Here is a 19,258-nt window from a genome sequence, read left to right as displayed (position 1 = left end):
CAGGTATCCAGCACCACAACCCTCAAGAGCTATGTTTTTCATAATTAGATTTCGAGTTCTAAACCATGGAAAATCATCGGGAAGCAGAGCGTCATCATTGCCGAGTGGCTTCTCAAGCAGGATGTGATAGAAAAGTTCGTCTTGTCTGCTGTTTCTCTTCTATGATATACTCATCCTTGTTGGGATGTTGGGAAGAACCTCTTTGTGGAACAAAAACGTATGCCAAAATCACCTGCAGCGACTCTCACCTGGTCCCCTGAGAGCAACGCCTACAATCTCCATATCTCTGACCACCGACCGATGTGGATTGAGCCGGGAACCGAGGGGCCGTGGCTTGCCTGGTTAACAACCCATACTTCATTCTCTTTCCAGGGACAACACGGGCATCTTAACGTCTATAAAGAGCAGCGAGCACGAGGCGCAGGCTACTGGTATGCCTACCATACAGCCGCTGGCCAGACCCACAAGCGCTATCTCGGACGAAGTGTCACTGTGACGCTTACCCGTCTAGAAGAGGTAGCTCGGGCCTTTCGGGAGTTGCCATCTGGCGAATTGCAGACTGCTCGTATGGGCGGAGAGGCCACTTCCACCACGACACAGCAAGGCAGCGAACCCGGTGAGCTGAGAACGACGATTGTGATGACCAGGCTCTCCCCTCCACATTTGCCTGCCACGCTGGTCGTACGAGAACGGTTGCTCGCGGCGTTGGATACCGCCCTCTCTCGCCCGCTCACCCTCCTCTCCGCTTCCGCTGGATGGGGCAAGACCACCTTGCTTGCGAGCTGGGCACACAGGCATCCTCAATCGGTGGCCTGGTTCCCTCTGGAAGAGATGGACAATGATCCGACGCGCTTCTGGACCTCGCTGATTGAGGCTCTGCGCCGATGCTGGCCTGGGATCGGGGAACGCGCGCTCACCCTGCTACAGGCGTCTGCCCCTTCGCTGGCTCCCCTTGTGACTGTCTTGACAGCCTTGCTCAATGAACTGGCTGACCGGCAAGCAGAGACCTCGCCCATCTTGCTGATTTTGGATGACTATCACGTCATTCACGAACCGGCGATTCACGCCTCCCTGGCCTTCTGGTTGGAGCATCAGCCTCCACATGTGCATCTGCTGCTGGCCAGTCGCGTCGATCCAGAGCTTTCCCTGGCTCGCCTGCGGGTGCGCGGGCGCCTGGGAGAACTTCGCAATGCCGAGCTACGCTTTACGCAGGAAGAAACGCAGGATTTTCTCACCCAACGCATGGGGCTTACCCTCTCGGAGACAGATGTTGAACTGCTACAAGCTCGCACCGAAGGGTGGATTGCCAGCCTGCAACTGGCGGCCCTTGTGCTGCAGAAACACGCCGACCCGTCCGCTTATGTGCAAACACTGCGTGGCAATCAGCGCTTCTTGCTCGATTACCTGCGCGAAGAAGTGCTGGCGAATCTGCCGGAAGCGCTCCAGGATTTCTTGCTGCAGACCAGCGTGCTCCACCGGTTCAGTGCCTCGCTCTGCGCCAGTATCACAGGGAGAGATGATAGTGATCGCTTGTTGGAACAGGTGGAGCGGGCCAATCTCTTCCTCCAACCTTTGGATGACAGTCAGCAGTGGTATCGCTATCATGCGTTGTGGGCGCAGGCCATGCAACACGAAGCCCGCCTGCGCCTGGGAACCGCCGCAGTGCGTGAACTTCACCGCAAAGCTAGTCGCTGGTATGAGCAGCAGCAGATGCTGCCTGAAGCGATTGAAGCCGCGCTGACGGGCGAAGTGTTTGCCCGCGCGGCGAAGTTGATCGAGCGTTTTGCGGCTCCCAACAGCTTTCGGAACGAGTATCGACTCTTACACTCCTGGCTGAGACGTATGCCGGAGGAGGTGCTGCAAGCCCAACCAGATCTCTGTTTTCAGTATGCGCTCACGCTGATGTTTATCACGGATCGACGTTCGTCCATCTCATGGACACGTATCGAGTCATTGGTGCAGTGGGCAGAGCAGGGTTTTGAAGCCAGAGAACAGTGGGAACGGCGAGGGGATGCGCTGCAACTTCACGCGGTCCTGGCCTTTTTTCAAGAAGACCTGATGCATCTGTTTGCGCTGACCCACCAGGCTCAACCACTCCTTACCGAGCGTAGTCTCATGTATTCTAATTATCTTTTGACCAGGGGTTATGAAGCCTTACTCGCGGGTGAGGTGCAGGCGGCCTGGCAGCATCTTCTCAAGGGGTACGAGCAGGTAAAAAACCTCGGCGATTATTCCGGCGCCTTCGGGGCAGCTCTCTTCCTGGGTGAGGTGTGCCTGGAAAAAGGCGAGCTGCGCAGGGCCTCGCACTACTTCCATCAAGCACTGGGCCACATCGATGAAGATCAAAGTCTTGGCCAGCAGCAATTTCTCCTGGAAACAGGGGGCACCGAGCCGTTCTTCGTCTCTTGGGCCTACCATTGTCTTGCTCGGCTCGCGTATGAACACAATGAACTCGCAGACGCTCAACGTTATCTGCTGCAAGCACTGGCGTTGAGAGCAAAACCGGAGGACGAAATCCACGTTCATGCTTCGGGGGGGCTCATCCAGGCTCGCCTCCTCCATGCTTGTGGAGAAACCTCCCAGGCTCAGGAATTGCTCTTGAAATGGGAGAGGCATGCCCGCTTTCCCTGGTCTTTGTGTTCGATACGTGTCTTGTTGGCACGGTTTCATCTGGCACAGGGATATCTCGCCGCGGTTGAGCAATGGGCGCAGGAAAAGGGACAGACATTGGATTTCCAGGCGTCCGAACAGGAGAAAGCGTTCTCGCTCTTGCACCAGCAGGAAGAAGCGCTCATCCTCGCGCGCTTCTCCATTGCACAAAGGAGAGGGGAAGCCGCATTGAGAGAGTTGACTCCCTGGAAAGAGAAGGCCCAGGCGCAGGGGCGCAAGCGAAGCGTTCTCAAAATCCAGATTCTGGAGGCCCTGGCTCACGCTGTCCGTCAAGAACACAGGATGGCCAGATCCGTTCTCATACAAACACTCAAGCTGGCTCAACCTGAAAACGATCAACGCGTCTTTCTGGACGAAGGTCCGGCCATGGAGGCGTTATTGAAAACGCTGTTGCCGGAACTGCGCGAGGCGGCGCTGATCTCCTACGCGCGGATCCTTCTGCGTGCATTTGCCCAGGAATCAGGTGCTCAGCCAACCCGGGAGGCGCAGCCTCGCGGGGAGAATGTACTCCTCCTGGACCCGCTCAGCGAGCAGGAGCAGCGGGTTCTCCGTCTGCTGGCCGCCGGGCGCTCCAATCCAGAGATAGCAAACACCCTGATGCTTTCGCTCAATACCGTAAAAACCCACGTCCAAAGCCTCTACCGCAAGCTAGACGTTCACAGTCGTGTCGAAGCCAGCGAGGCGGCACGGCGCTTCTCCTTGCTCTAATCTCTCCTCCTCCTCCCCTCACCCGCTCACAACCACCCCATCGGGCGATCACAACTCACCCGATGGGGCTTTATACTTCAACCATCCTGAACGAAAGGAGGAAGGCGTTGCAGGTGCGATGCTTTATCTCTGTCGAAGGACATCTGGACACGTCCTGGCAAGAATGGTTTGAGGGACTCGATATTCTTCACGAGGCATCCGGCAAAACGGTGCTGCGCGGATCACTGGTCGATCAAGCCGCGCTCTACCGGGTTCTCTTGAAAATTCAAAGTCTTGGGCTCGTTCTGCTTTCCCTTGAGACGAATGAGCAAGCCCTGGACCAGGAGCAGTAAATTTGCTCATTGGAAGCAGCGCTACGTAAGCTGTCCACCAGCCACAAAGTAGCGGGTAAGAGCAGCAGAAAGAGCATGGGTATTGGGGTCACTAGATCACAGCGGGCGAAACATACGGTAAGCTCTGAAAGGTCTTCTCATCAGGACAAAGAGATTGTCAAATCACACAACCCCTCGTAAGAGCTTTATCCGGCTTTCTCATGCGAGGAACTGGAAACACCTCTTGATTTTGAACCAAGTAAGAAAGATAGAAGAATGAATCGACATTTTCTGCAACCAAATAACAACCATACTCCTGTTGAACATGCCTTTCCGCAACCCCCTCTATCCAATAAGGAACCTATTCCGGCACTTCAACTCACTGCACTCTCTAAAACATTCGACGAGACAATTGCAGTGGATTCTCTTGATTTAAGCGTGCCTGCTGGCTCGTTCTTCGGACTTGTCGGCCCCAATGGCGCTGGTAAGACGACTGCATTGTCAATGGCCGTTGGCTTGTTACGACCAGATACAGGGACGGCCAGGATCTTCGGCATCGATATCTGGAAAGAGCCAACACAGGCAAAAAAACTGATTGGGGTATTGCCTGATGGACTTTCCATGCCCGAACGCTTGACGGGACGGGAAATCCTCACCTACTTCGGTTTACTGCGAGGACTGTCGGCGAGTACGGTTGCTCAGCGTGCTGAAGAACTCCTCTCGGTTCTCGAACTGACTAACACTGAACATACATTGGTGATCGACTACTCGACCGGGATGCGCAAGAAGATTGGCTTGGCTACAGCCCTGCTGCATAACCCGAGATTGCTCATCCTCGACGAGCCGTTAGAAACGGTAGATCCTCTCTCGGCATCTACTATTAAGTCACTTCTGAGACGGTTCGTGGCATCTGGTGGTTCTGTCATCTTCTCCAGCCATGTGATGGCCCTGGTTGAGCAGCTCTGTGATCAGGTTGCGGTGATCGCTTCAGGGCGCGTGATTGCCTCTGGTTCCCTGGAACAGGTACGTGGTGGGATGACTCTGGAAGATCGTTTCATCCAGTTAGTTGGTACGCGTCACGAAGGTGATGAGGAGTTATCATGGTTGGCATTCTGATTCGCATGAAATGGTCAGTGTTACGACACTCCATGAGTTCACAACGAGCGAGCAATCTGGTCAGTGGTATCTCCCTCGGTCTGCTAGTTGCAGTAGGGACCATCTGGCTTGCTACGCGTTCTTTCAGCCTCGAAAGCCTCTCAATAGATGTGCTTGCAGCGACATTCTCCCTCTGGCTGCTTGGATGGATCATGGGGCCGATTTTCTTCGGAGGTGGGGATCAAACCCTGCGCCTAGAGCACTTCGCGTTGCTCCCTATCTCCCCACGTCGCTTAGCTCTGGGGTTGCTGGGTACAGCTTTTGTAGGACCTGGAGCACTCGTCACACTGGTCGCCTTCACCAGTCTCATTGTCTATGGTGCCAGAGGAGGCATTGGACCTCTTATCGTCGCCATACCAGCCGCTTTCCTCCAACTGGTTCTCATTATTCTGCTCTCTCGCTTGACAACCGAAGTATTTAACCAGGCGATGAGTTCGCAGATCGGTGCCGCTCTTGGCGCTCTCATCAGTGCCACGATCATGGCTCTTTTGGGTTCAGGATGGGCACTGGTTCCAACCATTAGCCAGGCGCTCACCCTGGGGTTCCCACCATTGCTTTCTGGGGCAGTACGTGCACTCCCCTCTGGTTGGGGGCTTGTTGCGATAGATGCAGCCAGTAGGTCGAATTGGTTGCTCTCTACTGCTATAATCTTTTGTCAGGTGACACTCATTGGTCTCTTACTGATGATATGGAGCGCATTGCTTGTGCGGCGCACGACAACGATAAAAGCAGCTCATCCGTCGAAGTGGAGGATGGGAGCAGTATTCCAACATCATCTGCTCTCGACCACCCCCGTAGGCGCAGTGCTTGGCAAAGAGCTTGTGAGCTGGTTGCGTGATCCGATGCGCATGTATTACTTCTATTTTGCACTCTTCTATGCCCTTCTCTTCTGCTTCCTCCCTCTGGCGCTAGGCCTCACAGTCTTCCTCCCTTTCGTGAGTGCAATCTTCATCGTCATGGCTGCCATGATCACCAACTTCTACGGGACAGATGGGAGCGCGCTCTGGCTCACCCTGGTGGTTTCCCATGCAGAGCGTTATGATGTGCGTGGCAGACAAGCAGCATGGGTGCTGGTCGTTGCCCCGACAGCAATGGTCCTCACCATTGTTTGCACTGCTGTGAGTGGGCAAAGTTGGGCCTGGCCCTGGGTGCTGGCGCTGCTTCCAGCATTGCTGGGTGGAGCAGCAGGACTTCTTCTGTTGACCTCAGTCTTCTATCTTGTTCCCAGAACCGAGCCTCATCTGCGAAAAAAGGATCTATTGCAGGCAAGTAGCGATATGGGGCAGGCCGTCCTTATGCTTGTACTGGTTCCCATAACAGCCATACCTGCGGCCTCCGTAGTGCTGGTTGGTATGACACAGAACAATGCCCTTCTCCAATGGGCGGGCGTTGGTGTGGGCATTGCTACTGGTGCTCTTTTCTCCTGGTTGCTTGGTCGTATTGCTTACCGACGACTTGAAGCTCGGGGATCTGAACTGCTGCATCTGATGCGTTCGGGATCGAGTAGCCCCTCCAGGCGCCGAGGCGCGAATGGCTTGCTCTCTGGTCTTTCTCCCGCAAAACGGCAAGTAGTTCTTCTTTGCTTATCAGCGTGTTGGATTCCGCTCATCCCTCAAGGGATAGTGCCGATGGTGATGAAACTGAGTGGTACGAGGGTGCTTTCCTGGTTTCTCGCGCTGTATCTGCCGGAGCCGTATCAGTGGCCCATCATTATCATCATGATAGCAGTTGGCCTCCTTCTCTTCTGTACTGGACTGTTCATCATTATTCAGAACAAGAGAGCGCAGCCCTCAAATTCATAAAGCTCTCTGCTGGAGAGGTTTCCGAGCTTTGAGAAAGGGCGGGTCAAGATTGAAAGCAACCATTGACCCACCTTTTCTCATCAAACGAACGGTTTTGTGACACCTCATCGGAAGAGCGCTACTCAACCTGGTCCGATGATCAGATTCTGCTGCGCTGTCTCGACCACGTCTTTCGTCACCATCTGCATGTGATTTGCAGGAAGGACATGCTCAACCTGGAGCATCAGACGTTCAATACTTTGCGTGCGTCGTTTTTGGCCTTTCCGGTTTTCCTTCGCGCAAAGAGAATGGATTGATATCTTCTCGCTTCCTGCGAGAGAAACAGAACTATTGAAAGGAGCTCTTAGATGAACGAACCCATCACACCACTCGACACCCAACACAGCGCCCCACGCGGAGGGGTCACGCCATGGGAGGAGACGCATCGGGTGCTGGAAACAGCCGAGCTCTTTTGGCTCTCAACAGTGCGGGCCGACGGTCGCCCTCACGTCACGCCGCTCGTGGCCGTGTGGCACGACGAGGCTCTTTACTTTACCGCTACCGACACCGCACAGAAGACTGCCAACCTGCGTGGAAATCCGCACGTCGTTCTGACGACCGGCTGCAACCAGATCGACTCGTTCCACAAAAAAGAAGGACTCACCGTGGTGGTTGAGGGCGACGCCGTGCGGATCACCGACCAGGACGCGCTCGAACGCTTAGCCTCGGTGTGGGCGACCAAGTGGGATGGAGACTGGCCATACCAGGTACGCAACGGTTATTTTTACCTCTACGATGAAGACGAACAAAGAGTTCTCACAGATTCGAACCTCGTGTTCTCCGTCAAACCCACCAAGGTCTTCGCATTCGCCATAGGTCGCAGCCAAACCCGCCACCAGTTCTAACTGCTCGCGTCGCGTAGCCACGCACGCGGGGGAGTTGGCGGGGTGGGGTGGTGTCCCCCAAGTTGCCAGAGCTGGCCGGGGTGACTTGCTGCTGCTTAGCCTGGCCGGGGTGATCGTCGAGGCCTCGGCCTGGTCACTGGTGGTTTTCACTTGCCCTGATTCCCCCTTTAGTCAGGGCAGCGTGCCGCCCCCGGAGCGGGAGCAGGCCGAATTAGAGGACGCTCCTGCTGCTCGAATTTACAAAAACGTTCCACACATGTTGGCTTGTGGCGCGGCCTGATCCGCTATCAATGGCTGAACTGCTCAACCTTCTGGGCAAATGTCAACCTTTGAGGGCAAAAACCGCTCACTTCCTATGAAAATCAGAATCCTCACCCGACTCGCTAAGCAACCTCCTTGGGAACGAGCGTCACTGTGTAGCCGAGAGCCTCAAGTTGCCGGACAGAACGTTGGGTCAGCCGCGTGCTATCTCGTTGCTCGAAATAGTCTGCCCCCAGATCGCGGTAAGGTTGCTTGGTAGAGAGCACGTGATAGATGATCACCAGAAGGCTGTGGGAAACCGCCACGACCGCCTTCTTCTTCCCCAGACGACGCGCCAAGCGGTGGTACTGGGCGGAAAGATAGTTATCTTTCATGTGTGAGATCACCCAGACCACTTCTGCCAGAATGGCCCGTAACGTGGCATTGCCTTGGGTCGTCTTGCCGCTGAGCCGTTTGCCCCCACTTTGCTTGTTGCCTGGGCACACCCCAGCCCACGACGCGAGATGCTTGGCGGAAGGGAACCGCGTCATATCATCGCCAATTTCTGCCAGAATAGCCGCAGCAGCAAGGGCGGCAATGCCGGGAATGCTCATGAGCAAGGTCATGGTCTCCTCAAAAGGGCAGAGGTGTTGCTCAATCTCCTGTTGCAGCTGCTCCAAGGTCTCTTCCAGAAAGATGATATGAGCCAGAATATGTTTGAGTAAGAGTCGATGATGGGCCTGGACACGACCATCTAAAGCCTGCTGTAATTGAGGAAGCTGCTTGCGCAATTTCCCACGCGCTAGCTCGGCGAGGATTTCGGCATCAGTGGTCCCTTCAATCAATGCAGAGAGCATATCCCGCCCACTTTTGCCCAACACATCGGTTGCTACCGAGGAGAGCTTGATATTGGCGGTTTCCAACACTTTTTGCACACGATTGACCTCTCGCGCACGCTCCTGAACCAAATTCTTGCGGTATCTGGTGAGATCGCGCAGTTCACGAATAGGGGCCGGAGGAATGAAACTAGCTTTGAGCAGCCCATGGCGCAACAAATCGGCGAGCCATTCGCTATCTTTAATATCGGTCTTGCGACCTGGAATGGCTTTCATATGCTGAGCATTGACCAGGATGACGCTGCGACCCTCTTCCAACAAGTTAAACACCGGTCTCCAGTAAATTCCGGTCGATTCCATGGCGATCACTGTGACGGCCAGGCTCTCCAACCAATCAGAAAGCGCCAACAAACCAGCCGTCATGGTAGAGAAGGTCCGAATATGACGCTGAACTTCTCCATTGGCCAGGGTGATCAAAATACAGGCCACGACCGTCTTTTTATGCACATCTAAGCCACAACAGCGCTCATGGACGACTTGCATACCAACTCCTACCTCTCTCAATAGGCGTTCTTCATCTTCGCTGAGACCAACGAGAGGTGCGAAGTAAGACACAAATTTCCTACGCGTGCTCAGTTCTTTCAATCTGGCGACAATCAGCTCTGCTGGACGCACCCGGATCAGCTTCGTAGACGGGTTGATGCACACCACTGTGAGCCGACCTCTACACGTTGGCCTCCTGGGTATTCTATCCCATTTTCATCATTTTCTCTGACGCAGAGAGTCATCATGCTTCGTAAGTCATTTACCATGTGCATCAGCTTGGCCGCTAGCGCTTTCCTCCGACCCACTGCGTCTTCCCTTAGTGAGCGCCAGGGGCGCGAATAACTCTATTACATGCACGAACGTATACATTGCATGCTCTACTGATATATCAATGCAAAGAGAAGGGAAGAAGTATGCAACGCAAAGGGATAAACTATGATGTAGGGATCTCCTTCGCTCCCGAATACCTGTCCCGCCCCCGTTTTGAACGTAGCGTGGTTCAGCGTGAGCTTGAGATTATTCGCAATGACCTCCATTGTAACGCAGTCAGGATATCGGGTACGGAGATGAACAGGCTGATCGCGGCGGCTGAAGAGGCGCTCAAGCAGGGCTTAGAGGTCTGGCTCTCACCACACCTGCATGATAACGATGAGCAAGAAACACTTGCTTACACCGTCAGGTGTGCTGAGGCCGCCGAGTCCCTGCGCAAGCAGTGGCCCGACCTCATCTTCATCGCTGGTTGCGAACTAACACTCTTTATGCAGGGCATTCTGGAAGGCAATGACATTTTTGAGCGCGTGAACCATCCCAGGCTGATTGAGGTCATTAAAAGCGGGGAACCTACCAGGAAGCTGAATGCCTTCCTCAAGCGAGCGAACGAAGAGATCAGGCAGGTCTTTCATGGCAAAGTGACCTATGCCGCCGCTCCCCTTGAATGGCCTGATTGGAGGCCGTTTGACTGTATCGGCCTTGACCATTACCGTGAATGCACCAACAGAGCATCCTACATTGAAAAGCTGAAGCCTTATTTCGCGCTCAACAAGCCTGTCATCATCACCGAGGTTGGGTGTTGTGCCTACCAGGGAGCGCAAGATCTGGGGGCCAGGGGCTTCATGATCATTGACCAGCAGGATCCTCCGCAACTCAACGGTGACTACGTGCGCGACGAGGGTGTGCAGGCCCGCGAACTCAGCGACGTGCTGACACTTCTGGATGGCGCGGGCGTCGAGGGCGTCTTCATCTTCACCTTCGTCGCGCCTGTTCTTATCCACCAGGAAAGCCCGCGCCACGACCTGGACCTGGCGAGTTTCAGCATTGTCAAGAGCTACGCCAACAACCACGGCTCTACCTACCCGGATATGACATGGGAGCCGAAGGACGCCTTCAAGGCCGTCGCCAACTACTACGCTGGGCACTAGCTCCCCTCCATGCCCGCATCAAGCGCTAGCCATATATCTGCATATGGCTAGCGCTTGATGCGGGCATGGAGCCATCATGTTGATGGGTCTGTGGTGGTGTTATGAGAAATTTTTGAAAAGTTGTGAGCCTGATGCCTAAGAGGCAAAAATGAATTTTCATTGCGATACGGCTATGATGATACCACCGGGATTTTCAACGCTGGTTGGCCCAAGAGAGAAAATGGCATAGGTAATCCCCTTGGTTAAGTTGATATCGTGTATGGCTTCCACTGAATTGTCGATATACAAGGTATCCTTTACCGTAGCCAGTAATTGAAACTGCTGATCATGATCAGAGATCAGGCGATACACATTGTACGCCGTAGCATTCTGCCCCGCGGACCAGGAGAGGGCAACCCCACCATTACTCGTGTGCTGATATTGCCCATGCCCAGGCGCGGCTGGTATCTGCCTTGCTTCTATCCACCTCACCTGCGTTGTGAAGGCAACTACTACCGCACTCGCGCTTGCGTTAATGAGGATGGAAGGAGCGTATTGCTGTTGATAGGTGGCCGTCATCTGGTCCTTGAGCAATACGCCATTAAACGTGATAGTGACGGAGCCCGCCTCGGAGTTCACCACCTGGGTATAGTCGATAGCCGTGCCACCATCTGTATGTAGCGTAACCTGGGCCGTTATGGGCGATGCTCCTGGACTGTAGACTTTGACGTGATCGCTGTTGTCGACCACAAAGAGGAGGCGTTTCAGTTCGCCGGTGATCTCTGTTTTGATGGCATTTGCAGCCAGGGGTGTGATTGCTCCATTATTATCCTTTGTTGCCCCATCAGCGCTGGAAAAGTTGAGGGGCGTAGCGAGCAGGAAGTTTGTCGGCCCATGCAAGGCTGATGACTGTAACGTTGAAGTCGGTGCTGGTGGCGCAGAAGTTGGCACGGGTTGGGTCTGTGAGGCCGTGGGACCAGGGGGCAGAGAGGTCGTATGAGCATCGGTGCTACAACTGGCAAATGCTTGTAAAAGCAAGAGCATCGTTAGCGACAGAAGAAAACAATGCATGGTGTAACGACCGTCACCCGCGTTTCGTGTAAGCAAGGCGCAACTCCTTTCGCAGCAGACTAAGATGGTTCAGGCGTGCGTGGTCCGGCGCTATGAAAGTGCGCGCCTACATATCCAGGCCATATGTAGGCGCGTACTTTCTCGTAGCGTCGGGCCAGTTGGCTTATTGCCCGGTGAATCTCTTAAAGCCCATAACTGGCCGGAAGCAGCTCAGGAGGTACTACAGGTCGTGCCATTGAGCGTAAAGAAAGTGGGAAGCGAATTGCTACCACTCCACGAGCCATTAAAGCCCGGAGGGGAGCTCAGAGTAGCGCCCGGAGCAAGCGAGCCGTTATAGGAGAGGTTGGTAATCGTCACATTACTGCCCTGCTGCGAGAAAGTGCCTCCCCATCCCTGGGTGACCGTCTGGCCATTGGGGAAGGTGAATTTCAGCGTCCAGCCGTTGATCGCCGTGCTCCCGGTATTGGTGATCGCGATGTTCGCGCCAAAACCACCAGCCCACTGATTGGTCACCGTATACTGCACCTTGCAGTTCGTCCCGGGTGTAGGCGTTGGCGTAGTGCCAGGTGTGGGTGTGGGAGTTGGTGTAGTGCCAGGCGTGGGTGTAGGCGTCGGCGTAGTGCCAGGTGTAGGTGTGGGCGTTGGTATGCCCCCGTTGGGAGTATTGCCCCAGACCTGCGTACTGCCATCAAACATCGGAATATTGGTGACCTTGACTGGAGTGGCGCCGGCAGGCGTAGCGACCCCCTGATAGGACCAGTCGTTGGTAGGGTCCCACGCTCCCGAGCTGGTGATGCGGAACTGTACCTGTTTCTGGTAATTGCTCTGCCCGCCAGGGTAGATTGGAGTGCCCGCGCAACTTACCGTTATATAGTAGATGTTGCCGGAGTATTGGGTTGGCCCTGAGAGGTGGCTTCCACACTCGGTATAATTGGTGTTCAATGAAAGCATGCTCGGGGTCACTCCTGGCTCCAGCGTAAAGTAGTAGCGCAGGGAGAGATTGCTGGTTACGCGCGCGGGCCAACCGGTCTTATTGACGAAGATGGCTTTGATCTCGGTAAAATTTGTACCCGAGGCATTAACGGCGGCCGTTGCGTAGATCTCATCGTCATCTTTGGCCTTGTCGGGCAGTGAAGCCGCCGGACTGCCACCATACTCACTGTACAGACGCGCCAGCGCGCCAGTGAGGGCCGCGTTGTAGTCGTCAGCAGGCTCATTGGTCTGATAATCCTGGCGATTATCGGTGAAGGAGTCGTTAGCTGAACTGGGACCACCAGCCACAGCACCGTAGAGGATATGGCGCTGGTAGGAGGGGTCCGTGATATTATCGTCCCATGAGCCATGTGAGGTACGATGATGCGGTGTCTGGGGATAGCATGAGCCGAAGCCGACCATATAGCTACAGTTGCGCGGGTTCGCGCCCAGGATGTAATTGACCTGCTGAACGGCGAAATCATGGTAGCGCGAGTACAGTGAATTGCTTGTTCCCAGGTAATCGGCATAGACAAGGGCTAAGAATGCTGTATTGGCCGCGTAGCGCAGCGATCCCCATTGACTGAGAAATGCCTCGCCACCAGGAGAATATGTAACCTTCTGTCCGTTTACCCCGACCGTCCACCAATCGAGAAAACGCTGGGCGTCGTCCTTATACTGCTGTTGGCCCGTGAGCTGTGCCAGCAGGATGTAACAGCCATAGGAGACATCATCCCAGCTAATCGTCCACTGATAAGAGTGGATGGTGGTCTGTGACTGATAGCTGAGGTTGCTGTAATAGTTCTCGGCTTTAGTGAGATAGCTGGAGTCGTTCGTGGCGAGATAGAGCCAGAGGGCTCCCCAAACCAGTTCGTCATTATAGCCGCTATATGAGGTGTAGAAGCTGCTGGCGGCAGTAATGCAGGAGTCGTATTTGCCACGGAAATTGTCGGCAAATGAGTAGAGCTGCTTGGCGTGGGTGAGGAGTGTACTGGCGTAGGTCGGATCGGTCGCTTGAAAAACAATTGAGGCCGAGGCCATTGCGGCTGCTGTCTCGCCTGCTAGATCTGAGCCTGGGCAGCTCTCACTGATCTTGTATGCGGGGCGAGTCATCTGCATAACCTCTGCTGGTCCCCAGAAGGAGTGATCCGCATTAGGGTCACCAACCTGGCCATATAATACGTCAGGCGAAGGATGCGCCTTGATAAAGTAGTCGGTGGCCCACTTGATATTGTTCAGGCTATACTGCAACTGACCATCCTGGACATAGGCATTGCGGTTCGCGATGATGCCCCAGTCGAGCATGGTCACACTATAGGCCATCGGCAAACCAAATTTAACATGGTCGCCGGCATCATACCAGCCACCAGTCAGATCAAGACCAACGTCTGAACCGTCGTTCAGGGCGGAGTCTCCAACCCAGGGGACGCGGTTCCAGGACGGTTTAGGGCCGGAACTCTGCTCTTCATAAAAGTAAATACTCTTTTGTAAGGCTTCCCCATAGTTAATGACTGGAGCAGCATGTACGGTTGGGATATGCAACGGACCTATGAGAAAAACCACCAGGAGAAACACGCAGAGCAGGGGTAGGATCATCGTAAATGGTCGTTTCAACCTGCGTGTGCCGAGCGTCTTGAGCAACATCATAGAACTCTGCATCCTTTCAGAGTGTACCCAGCTACGCCAGGTAGCATAGAGTACGTCAGCACAAATACTCGTATTTTGTGAACAGCGAGAACGACAGAGTAAATTGTTTGGGTCTTCCTATCTTGTCCTCCTATCTTGCCCCTCTTGTCCCTTTAAAAGCCAGGTATCATAAACGTTTTTAGGAACCATGGCGAATTCTTGATGTTTCTTGACGATCCTCGCCGGTTTTTCGTTCCCACAGGATAGTGCGTCCTCGCTCCAGCAGGCAGCAATCTTTGGGCCGAGCATTGGCTGGCTCGCCCTTTACGCGGGGGAAGGCAAGATATCCAGTGGAATAGATCGAGTTGATCTGCTTCACATATCGTTCTTTCACGCGCACGATGTCCCCCTTGCGAAAGCCATCGAGCTGTTCGTTGACTTGATAGCGGACCCGGCCTTTGCCCTTCTGCGGTACATCCAGAAACCTCCGACGCGTCTGGCGAGGTCGGAAGGAAATCGTGAAAAAGCGCTCTCGCTGATAGGGGACACGCTCTCCAGTCGTGTAGGTGGCGAGGCAGAGGGCATCAACATCATGCTCTTTGGGAAGCTGTTGTGCCTTGCGCCAGGTTGCCGTCTGGTAGCCAAAGAGCGTCGCGAGCCGTGTGGGAGCTCCAAGCATGGCGTACAGATGGCTCTTGCCTTGCATCGTCCGCTGAGCAATCTGGTCAAGATGCCCGCTGACTCCGCTCACGTTGAGCTTCAGCTTCCCTTGATGCAGCTTGTGGTGGCATTCCTCACACAGGGTCAGGAGGTTTGAAAGCATATCCTTGCCGCCATGCTCACGATACTGAATATGATGGGCTTCCAGACGAATCTGTTTCTTCCGGCAGGATTGGCACTGATACTCATCGCGCATCAGGCAGGCGATGCGCAGATTCTCATCGAGCCGTGTCGGATCTTGATACTGACTCCCTTGCAATTGCGGGTTATTGAGCCGAGCAATATCCACTTGCACATCCTCGACGATGATGGCGCTGATGGGGAGAGGAAGCTTTCTTACCACGCGGATCACTTCCTGCACGTTGGTTTTGATCGTCGGCGGGATGCGCCCGCTCCGTTTGCTTGAGGCTCGATTCCGCCAGCGCGGTGGGCGGTGCCAGAGGCGGTGACGCCGACTACGACGATGGGCTCGTCTCGCATCCATTTTGTCTTTGACATCGAGGCGATGGTGGATTTCCCCCGAGAGGAGAATTTGCCCATTCCCAACGCAGGAAAAGCCCGTGACATGGCTGCCCTTGTCAATGCCGAGTGTCACCTCCTGGACATGCTCTTCACAGTCCCAGAGCAGTTGAATGGTGAATGGGCTGTGCTTGATGACCCTGGCCCGCCTGTCTCGCAAGAGTTTGCGGGCCTTGGCTGGCTTGCAGGGCATCAAGCATGCTCCATTCTGGTTGACGACGTATACAAGAGGATGAGTCATAGCTGTAAGCTCTCCTTTCAGAGTGAGATGCTCCTCGCGAAGGTTCAAGAAGGTTTTTCCAGAAGGGACACTTTCAGCTTTCGCTTACCCTTAATCACTTCCCACAGGGCCTGAAGCTGGAACAACACTCCAGGGTGTGATGCACTTCTTGAACTGCTGTCTGCCGAAGCAGTGACCCGCTGGTAGCTCCATGACCGAACAAATCAAAGATTCGCTAGATTTTAGGAACTATGATGTTACTGTATCTACCTCCTGAGCTGGGCACAAGAGCATATACTAGACAGTTACTAAGCACCTGGCCAAGAATCCCATGAGAGTGCCAGCTTAGCCCTCCCATGTATTGTTGCTTTTACCTGTCTACAGGGTGTCTAGCGCATGTCATTGTGTGTTAGAGAAGGACTAGCTACAATACAAACAAAATCAGTTATTTTAGTATATTAACATTACTTACACTCGCCCGTAAACGCTCACGTGAACGTTTACACGCACAAATTCACTATATATGCGATACATGGCTCCGCCGGTAAATTTTAGCAGGTTGTCCAAATGGGCATTTGCGAAAGGCTCGAAATGTCGGTAGGGACCAGCTTTAGCGCGTCCCATAAGTGTCAAGAGAAGGCCAGTATCGCGCTTGCATCACAGATCGGGTAGTGCTTCTAAACCCCCATTCGGGGGCGCAGGGGCATTACCTACCCTCACTTCCCTGGGAATGGAAATGCCCACGCCCGGCAGGAGAAAAAAGGTAGGTGCGCCCTTTAGAAGCACCTCCTTTGCACCTGCATGGGCGTGGGAGGTAAGCAATACTCCTAAACTTGACGCTTATTGGACCCGGTTTACCGCGTCCAAACCACTATTTTCGGGCGTTCCGTGCAATCCTGTTCGGACAACCTGCTAAATTCGCCAGCGGAATTATATATCAGGTATCTATGGAAGGAGGTGATGAATCGATAGGTGAACTGCCCGCGATTTTTATGATGGAACATCAATCTCACGAGCAGGCGGGCAATATTAGGATGACCTGCATCCTCTGGGTTAACATCTTTCATAACAAGGAGGTTAGAATGACCAGGAAGAGGATCTCTCAATCCATATCACTGGTGATCATAGCAATCGCGCTTGTGATCTCTGGCTTTTTAGGCGTCCAACGTATTCCGGTCGCGCATGCCAGTCCGGGCGCTACTCAAGCCACATCTACTTATACCCAGCGTTTCCTGACTTTGTATGGCGAGATCAAGAACCCGGCAAACGGGTACTTCAGCCCACTGGGCATCCCCTATCACTCGGTGGAGACGCTCATCGTTGAAGCGCCAGACTATGGACATGAAACGACCTCGGAAGCCTTCAGTTTCTGGATCTGGCTGGAGGCGACGTATGGTGAAGTGACGGGAAACTGGCAACCCTTCACGAGCGCCTGGGCGACGATGGACAAATACATGATTCCATCGCATGCCGACCAGTCGACCAATAGTGGCTATAATGCTAGCAGCCCCGCGCAATATGCGCCCGAGTCCCCCAACATCACCGATTACCCGACTCAATTGTCTTCCAGCGTGTCTGTGGGACAGGACCCACTGGCGAGCGAACTCCAGCAGACCTATGGCACCGCCGACATCTATGGCATGCCCTGGCTGCTGGACACCGACAACTGGTATGGCTACGGCCATTGTGGAGATGGCACAACCAAGCCGTCCTTTGTGAACTCATACCAGCGCGGTGCCTCAGAGTCAGTCTGGAAGACGGTCGTTCATCCAGAGTGTGAGACATTCACCTGGGGCAGAAACGATGGTACCGGCTTCTTGAGCCTCTTCAACACACCGGCTTCGGGTGGCGGCTACTCGCAGCAATGGCGCTATACCGATGCTCCTGACGCTGACGCGCGTACCGTCCAGGCGGCTTTCTGGGCCTACACGTGGGCGAATGCCCAGGGGCAGGCGAGTGCCGTTGCCAGTCAAGTTGCCGAAGCTGCAAAGATGGGCGACTATCTGCGTTATGGTACGTATGACAAATACTTTAAGACGTTAGGTTGTACGAGCACAAGCTGCGCTGCTGGTAGTGGCAAAAACAGCTCGACCTACCTGCTGGACTGGTACTACGCCTGGGGCGGGGCGGTCCCCTCTTCCGGTAGCTGGGCATGGCGCATTGGCTCCAGTGCGGCCCACCAGGGTTATCAGAACCCCCTGGCCGCGTGGGCGCTGAGCAGCGTGCCCGCGCTCGAACCGAAGTCTCCAAGCGCACCGGGTGACTGGGCAACCAGCTTGCAACGCCAGTTGCAGTTCTATACATGGTTGCAGTCGTCTGAAGGCGCGATTGCCGGTGGTGCGACCAATAGCTGGAATGGCAGCTACAGTGCTCCTCCTGCCGGTACTCCAACCTTCTATGGCATGGCATATGACTGGCAGCCAGTATACCACGATCCACCCAGCAACAACTGGTTTGGCTTCCAGGCCTGGTCCATGGAGCGCGTGGCTGAGTACTATTATGAGACTGGTAACGCGACGGCCAAGTCGATCCTGGATAAATGGGTTGCCTGGACCAAGTCGGCGACGACGGTCAACTCCAATGGAACCTATGCCATCCCCTCGACTCTGAACTGGAGCGGCCAGCCGGGTGGTAACTGGACTTCCAGCACGACTTCGGTGAACAATTCAGGCCTGCATGTAACCGTAGTGGACACCACAACGGATGTAGGTGTAGCAGCTGCTTTGGCCAAGACGTTGCTCTACTACTCCGCCAAGTCCGGCGATACCGCGTCACGCACCCTGGCCCAGACGCTGCTGGATGATATGTGGACCAACTACTCGGACAGCATTGGTGTTTCCAACCCGGAAACCCGCAAGGACTACAACCAGTTTAACGACTCCGTTTCTATTCCTTCTGGCTGGACGGGCAAGAACGCTCAGGGCGCGACACTGGATTCTTCAACGACCTTCCTCTCTGAGCGCCCCAAGTATCCATCGGACCCCGCCTGGTCGAAAGTGCAGACGTACCTGAACGGTGGTTCCGCGCCTACATTCAACTACCACCGCTTCTGGGCGCAGTCCGATATCGCTATGGCCATGGCCGATGTCGACATCCTGTTCCCAAGTTCGTCAGGAGGGACACCCACGCCCACACCGACCCAAACCCAAACTGCTACACCCACGCCGACCCAGACCACGACTCCGACGCCCACGCCGACCCAGACTACGACACCCACGCCCACGCCAAGCCCGACACCTACCCCCGGCACTGCCTGTAAAGTGCAGTATACGGTGACCAACCAGTGGCCTGGCGGCTTTGGCGTAAACATCGCGATCACCAATACCGGGAGCACGGCGATCAACAGCTGGACGCTGAAATTCTCCTTCCCCAATGGGCAGACAATCACCCAGGTATGGAACGGGAACTACACGCAGAGCGGGGCCAACGTGACGATCACCAACCTCTCGTATAATGGCTCGATTGCTCCGGGGACTACCCTGAGCTCCCCTCCGGGCTTCAACGGTTCCTGGAGTAGCGCCAATTCGCCTCCCACTTCCTTTACCCTCAATGGCACGACCTGTAGTACCTCCTGAGCCGCT

General features: G+C 54.7%; 12 protein-coding genes. 8 read left to right on the top strand and 4 right to left on the bottom strand.

What is annotated here, in order from left to right; genetic code table 11:
• The first annotated feature begins 219 nt into the window (after positions 1 to 219).
• From JMJ04_RS25045 to JMJ04_RS25020, 6 genes are all read left to right on the top strand, one after another.
• The gene (locus JMJ04_RS25045; protein ID WP_201373147.1) at positions 220 to 3,378 is read left to right on the top strand and encodes a winged helix-turn-helix domain-containing protein; all 3,159 of its coding nucleotides are present in this window, start codon (positions 220 to 222) and stop codon (positions 3,376 to 3,378) included.
• A gap of 113 nt (positions 3,379 to 3,491) precedes the next feature.
• Positions 3,492 to 3,710 carry a hypothetical protein gene (locus JMJ04_RS25040; protein ID WP_201374484.1) on the top strand — a complete coding sequence of 73 codons (219 nt, stop codon included), beginning with the start codon at positions 3,492 to 3,494 and terminating at the stop codon, positions 3,708 to 3,710.
• Between the two features lie 255 nt (positions 3,711 to 3,965).
• Positions 3,966 to 4,805 carry an ABC transporter ATP-binding protein gene (locus JMJ04_RS25035; RefSeq protein ID WP_201373146.1) on the top strand — a complete coding sequence of 280 codons (840 nt, stop codon included), beginning with the start codon at positions 3,966 to 3,968 and terminating at the stop codon, positions 4,803 to 4,805.
• Positions 4,790 to 6,646, top strand: coding sequence for a hypothetical protein (locus JMJ04_RS25030; RefSeq protein ID WP_201373145.1), 1,857 nt, complete (start codon positions 4,790 to 4,792; stop codon positions 6,644 to 6,646). The genes JMJ04_RS25035 and JMJ04_RS25030 overlap by 16 nt, the downstream gene beginning before the upstream one ends.
• Positions 6,647 to 6,993: 347 nt before the next feature.
• A complete protein-coding gene (locus JMJ04_RS25025) occupies positions 6,994 to 7,530 on the top strand; it encodes a pyridoxamine 5'-phosphate oxidase family protein (RefSeq protein ID WP_201373144.1) in 537 nt (178 codons plus the stop codon).
• Positions 7,531 to 7,564: 34 nt separating this feature from the next.
• On the top strand, positions 7,565 to 7,810 hold the full coding sequence (locus JMJ04_RS25020) for a hypothetical protein (RefSeq protein WP_201373143.1): 246 nt from the start codon (positions 7,565 to 7,567) through the stop codon (positions 7,808 to 7,810).
• Positions 7,811 to 7,913: 103 nt separating this feature from the next.
• Here JMJ04_RS25020 and JMJ04_RS25015 read toward each other — a convergent pair whose 3' ends face one another.
• Positions 7,914 to 9,149, bottom strand: coding sequence for an IS110 family RNA-guided transposase (locus JMJ04_RS25015; RefSeq protein ID WP_201373142.1), 1,236 nt, complete (start codon positions 9,147 to 9,149; stop codon positions 7,914 to 7,916).
• Positions 9,150 to 9,565: 416 nt separating this feature from the next.
• Between JMJ04_RS25015 and JMJ04_RS25010 the strand changes: the two genes are divergently transcribed.
• Positions 9,566 to 10,570: an abortive infection protein gene (locus JMJ04_RS25010; RefSeq protein ID WP_201373141.1), complete on the top strand. Its 1,005-nt coding sequence runs from the start codon at positions 9,566 to 9,568 to the stop codon at positions 10,568 to 10,570.
• Positions 10,571 to 10,726: 156 nt separating this feature from the next.
• Here JMJ04_RS25010 and JMJ04_RS25005 read toward each other — a convergent pair whose 3' ends face one another.
• The 3 genes from JMJ04_RS25005 to iscB form a co-directional block, all read right to left on the bottom strand.
• Positions 10,727 to 11,656 carry a hypothetical protein gene (locus JMJ04_RS25005; RefSeq protein WP_201373140.1) on the bottom strand — a complete coding sequence of 310 codons (930 nt, stop codon included), beginning with the start codon at positions 11,654 to 11,656 and terminating at the stop codon, positions 10,727 to 10,729.
• Between the two features lie 174 nt (positions 11,657 to 11,830).
• A complete protein-coding gene (locus JMJ04_RS25000; protein ID WP_201373139.1) occupies positions 11,831 to 14,239 on the bottom strand; it encodes a glycoside hydrolase family 9 protein in 2,409 nt (802 codons plus the stop codon).
• A gap of 178 nt (positions 14,240 to 14,417) precedes the next feature.
• On the bottom strand, positions 14,418 to 15,698 hold the full coding sequence (gene iscB / locus JMJ04_RS24995) for an RNA-guided endonuclease IscB (RefSeq protein ID WP_201373138.1): 1,281 nt from the start codon (positions 15,696 to 15,698) through the stop codon (positions 14,418 to 14,420).
• 1,061 nt (positions 15,699 to 16,759) lie between these two features.
• On the opposite strand from iscB, the gene JMJ04_RS24990 reads away from it, so the two are divergent.
• The gene (locus JMJ04_RS24990) at positions 16,760 to 19,252 is read left to right on the top strand and encodes a glycoside hydrolase family 48 protein (RefSeq protein ID WP_201373137.1); all 2,493 of its coding nucleotides are present in this window, start codon (positions 16,760 to 16,762) and stop codon (positions 19,250 to 19,252) included.
• Positions 19,253 to 19,258 lie beyond the last annotated feature (6 nt).

The organism is Ktedonobacter robiniae (genome assembly GCF_016587375.1).
GTDB lineage: Bacteria > Chloroflexota > Ktedonobacteria > Ktedonobacterales > Ktedonobacteraceae > Ktedonobacter > Ktedonobacter robiniae.
Note: the sequence above shows the minus strand (reverse complement) of the source record. Positions and strands in the feature narration are given on the sequence as shown.

What these genes read in the sequence shown, in the direction of transcription:
- iscB (WP_201373138.1), bottom strand. Translation starts at nt 15,698, where the DNA reads ATGACTCATCCTCTTGTATACGTCGTCAACCAGAATGGAGCATGCTTG.
- JMJ04_RS24990 (WP_201373137.1), top strand. Translation starts at nt 16,760, where the DNA reads ATGACCAGGAAGAGGATCTCTCAATCCATATCACTGGTGATCATAGCA.
- JMJ04_RS25015 (WP_201373142.1), bottom strand. Translation starts at nt 9,149, where the DNA reads ATGCAAGTCGTCCATGAGCGCTGTTGTGGCTTAGATGTGCATAAAAAG.
- JMJ04_RS25000 (WP_201373139.1), bottom strand. Translation starts at nt 14,239, where the DNA reads ATGATGTTGCTCAAGACGCTCGGCACACGCAGGTTGAAACGACCATTT.
- JMJ04_RS25035 (WP_201373146.1), top strand. Translation starts at nt 3,966, where the DNA reads ATGAATCGACATTTTCTGCAACCAAATAACAACCATACTCCTGTTGAA.
- JMJ04_RS25045 (WP_201373147.1), top strand. Translation starts at nt 220, where the DNA reads ATGCCAAAATCACCTGCAGCGACTCTCACCTGGTCCCCTGAGAGCAAC.
- JMJ04_RS25030 (WP_201373145.1), top strand. Translation starts at nt 4,790, where the DNA reads ATGGTTGGCATTCTGATTCGCATGAAATGGTCAGTGTTACGACACTCC.
- JMJ04_RS25010 (WP_201373141.1), top strand. Translation starts at nt 9,566, where the DNA reads ATGCAACGCAAAGGGATAAACTATGATGTAGGGATCTCCTTCGCTCCC.
- JMJ04_RS25025 (WP_201373144.1), top strand. Translation starts at nt 6,994, where the DNA reads ATGAACGAACCCATCACACCACTCGACACCCAACACAGCGCCCCACGC.